The sequence below is a fragment of the Luteitalea sp. genome (genome assembly GCF_022842525.1).
Taxonomy (GTDB): Bacteria; Acidobacteriota; Vicinamibacteria; order Vicinamibacterales; family Vicinamibacteraceae; genus Luteitalea.
The window spans coordinates 1-2,851 of sequence record NZ_JALHPM010000368.1; the positions used below are offsets into that span (position 1 = coordinate 1).

General features: G+C 67.8%; 4 protein-coding genes and 1 pseudogene. 1 reads left to right on the forward strand and 4 read right to left on the reverse strand.

Annotated features, from left to right (window positions below; genetic code table 11):
• From Q0C41_RS31045 to rpsU, 4 genes are all read right to left on the reverse strand, one after another.
• Window positions 1-455: hypothetical protein (locus tag Q0C41_RS31045; RefSeq protein ID WP_291990863.1), on the reverse strand; the 455-nt coding region annotated here is incomplete at its 3' end.
• A gap of 48 nt (window positions 456-503) precedes the next feature.
• Complete coding sequence (locus tag Q0C41_RS31050) at window positions 504-1,430, reverse strand: decaprenyl-phosphate phosphoribosyltransferase (protein WP_291990864.1); 927 nt, start codon at window positions 1,428-1,430, stop codon at window positions 504-506.
• Between the two features lie 50 nt (window positions 1,431-1,480).
• On the reverse strand, window positions 1,481-1,822 hold the full coding sequence (locus Q0C41_RS31055; RefSeq protein WP_291990866.1) for an STAS domain-containing protein: 342 nt from the start codon (window positions 1,820-1,822) through the stop codon (window positions 1,481-1,483).
• Window positions 1,823-2,009: 187 nt separating this feature from the next.
• Entirely contained in the window at window positions 2,010-2,207 is a 198-nt protein-coding gene (gene rpsU, locus Q0C41_RS31060) for a 30S ribosomal protein S21 (protein ID WP_110169326.1), read from the reverse strand.
• Window positions 2,208-2,277: 70 nt separating this feature from the next.
• Between rpsU and Q0C41_RS31065 the strand changes: the two are divergent.
• Window positions 2,278-2,851 (forward strand): annotated as a pseudogene (locus Q0C41_RS31065) (ATP-grasp domain-containing protein); the annotation flags it as partial.

Sequence of the window (2,851 nt, forward strand, 5' to 3'; positions counted from 1 at the left end):
TTGAGCGCATCGCGCTGTTGCAGGTGATCGCTCACCCGCGCCACCGACCGCGTGAAGTAGCCGTTGAGCGACGTCTGCATGTTCATGACGTGGATCAGCGGATTCGGGTTGATGAACAACTTCAGGACCGGATTGAGCACCTTCCGGATGGTCCGCAGGAGGCGCCCGGCGACGCCACGCGACGACGCGTACATCGTCTCGGCGTCGAAGCCGTACAGGTCTGGTGCCTCTTCGATGCCCAGCAGCGACGTCGTGCTGCGCTGGCGACGGTATTCGTCGAGCAGGCCCGACCGGACCGCCAGCGGATCCAGGAAGCGCTCGAGCTTGACGCTGGCGAGCTCCTTGATCTCCGCTTCGGTGTAATCGGCGCCGCGCTTCTCCTTCACGCGGCCGCGGATCTGCCGCATGATCTCCTCGACGTTCACGGAATCGGCGCGCACGGAAAACTCGGGCATGGTGTGACGCTCAGGACTTCCCGCCCCGGCAGCCGCGCGGCGCGCGGGTCATCGGGGGAGTGTCCACGGATGGTAGATCAGCGCGACGACGGTCGCGCCCCAGAGGGCCACGCACAGCAGCAGCGGACGATCCGCCAGCAGCAGTTCCGTCGGACTGCCGCCCTGGCTGCGGCGATGGACCAGGTAAAGGTACCGGAAGATGCCGTACAGGGGGAACGGCAACGTCAGCCCCAGCCATGGGGTCCCGAACCGCTCCGCCGTGTCGCTGCTGACCGTGTACACCGCGTAGCCCATCAGGGTCGACGCGGCGACCACCGCGATCATCTGATCCACGAGGTACGGGGTGTACTCGCCGAGGATGGCGCGGTGCCGGGCGGCCTCCTCGCCGAGCAGCGTGATCTCGTGCCGACGCTTGGCCAGGGCCAGAAACAGGGCCAGCAGGATGGTGCAGACCAGCAGCCACTGGCTGATGGGCACGTCGATGGCCGCCCCGCCCGCCGAGGCGCGGATGACGAACCCGAGCGCGATGGAGAGGACGTCGAGGATGACCTGCCGCTTGAGCCCGAGCGAGTAGGCCAGTTGCAGCGCCACGTAGGCCACGGCGTGCGCCGCGAACGCCACGCCGAGCCAGAGCGACGCCACCAGGGCCACCACCACCAGCACGGCCGCGCCCCCGAGGGCGACCGGCACCGGCAGGGCGCCGGCGGCAATCGGGCGCAGGCGCTTGAGCGGATGTTGTCGATCCGCCTCGCGGTCGACCACGTCGTTGACGACGTAGACAACGCCCGAGAGCGCACAGAAGGCGAGGAAGGCCACCAGCGCGCGCACCACCGCCTCGCCGTCCAGGAGCCGCTGACCGAAAATCAGCGCTGCGAAGACGATGAGGTTCTTGGTCCACTGCGCGGGGCGAAGGGCCAGAAACAGCGACGCCGCGACGGAGGGTCGCGGCGTGCCAGGTGCGTGCGAGGCGGTCAACGCAATGAGGCGTCGGGCGCGCGCACGCGCCCGCGAACAACCAGAGCGGCCTAGGCCGAGAAGCTCTGGATGGCTTCCGCTTCGCTGTCGAAGGTCTCGAACACGGTCAGGAGCTTCGTGATCGAGAGGAGGTCTTCGATGCGCTTGGTGAGATTCAGGAGCTTCAGCTTGCCGCCCTGACGGCTCACGGTGGTGTAGGACCGCACCATTTCGCCGAGGCCCGCGCTGTCGATGTAGGGCACGCCGTCGAGGTTGAGCAACAGGTGCTTCTGGCCAGCGTTGACCAGGCTGGCGATCTTCTCGCGCAGCAGTTCGTCTCCCTCGCCGAGCGTCATCTTGCCCGACAGGTCCAGAATCGTCACTCCGCCGACGACTCGCTCTTCAATCTGCATCGCGTCTCTCCCGCTCCGTGTAAATCCCTTGCAAATTCAGGGAAATATCGCCCTTCAGGAGGGCTGACAGTAGCACCAAGCCATCCGCAGGGTCAAGGAGCACGGCCGAGCCGCGCCCGAGACAAAAAGGCGGCCGCTGGAATGACTTCCAGCCGCCGCCTCAGGACCCATCAGCACCCCGAAGGGGCTACTCCGTCTCGCGACGCTGCTTCTTCCGGCTGCGCTTGCGGGCGAGGGCTTGCTTGGCGCGACGCTTGTCGCCAGGCTTGAGGTAGAACGAGTGTTTCTTGATGTCCTTGATGATATCTTCCTGCTGCACCTTGCGCTTGAAACGACGCAGGGCGCTTTCGATCGATTCACCTTCCTGCACCTTGACTTCGGCCATCTCGACTCACCTCCTCCCGCATGGCGTTGTGTCGACCGGTTCACGGGCGACGAAACCGAAAGCGTAACACATGAAGGTCCTCGTCCTTGGCGGCGGCGGGCGTGAGCACGCCCTCGCCTGGAAGTTGCAGCAGGAATCCGGGGTGCGCGAAGTCCTCTGCGCCCCGGGCAATCCCGGCACGGCCACCTGCGCCCGCAACGTCCCCCTCGACATCCTGTCGCCAGCCGCCGTCACGGCCTTCGTTCAGGCCGAAGGCGTCGACCTCACCGTCGTGGGGCCCGAGCAGCCGCTGGCCGCCGGCGTCTCGGACGCCCTCCGTGCCGCCGGGTTCGCCGTGTTCGGGCCCTCGCAGGCCGCCGCCCGGCTCGAAACCAGCAAGGCCTACTCCAAGGCGTTCATGGAGCGCCATGGGGTGCCCACCGCCCGCGCCCGCATCTGCGACACGGCGGACCAGGCCGATGCCGCCGTCGCGGCGTTCGGCGCCCCCGTCGTCGTCAAGGCCGATGGGCTGGCGGCCGGCAAGGGGGTGACCGTGGCGACCACCGTCGAGGAGGCCCTCGCGGCCGTCGACGCCGCCATGCGGCAGGGCACCTTCGGCGCCGCCGGCAGCACCGTCGTCATCGAGGAATGCCTGGTCGGCCCGG

Bases quoted from the DNA above. Each gene is read 5' to 3' on its own strand.
- rpsU (WP_110169326.1), bottom strand. From the start codon at position 2,207: ATGGCCGAAGTCAAGGTGCAGGAAGGTGAATCGATCGAAAGCGCCCTG.
- Q0C41_RS31055 (WP_291990866.1), bottom strand. From the start codon at position 1,822: ATGCAGATTGAAGAGCGAGTCGTCGGCGGAGTGACGATTCTGGACCTG.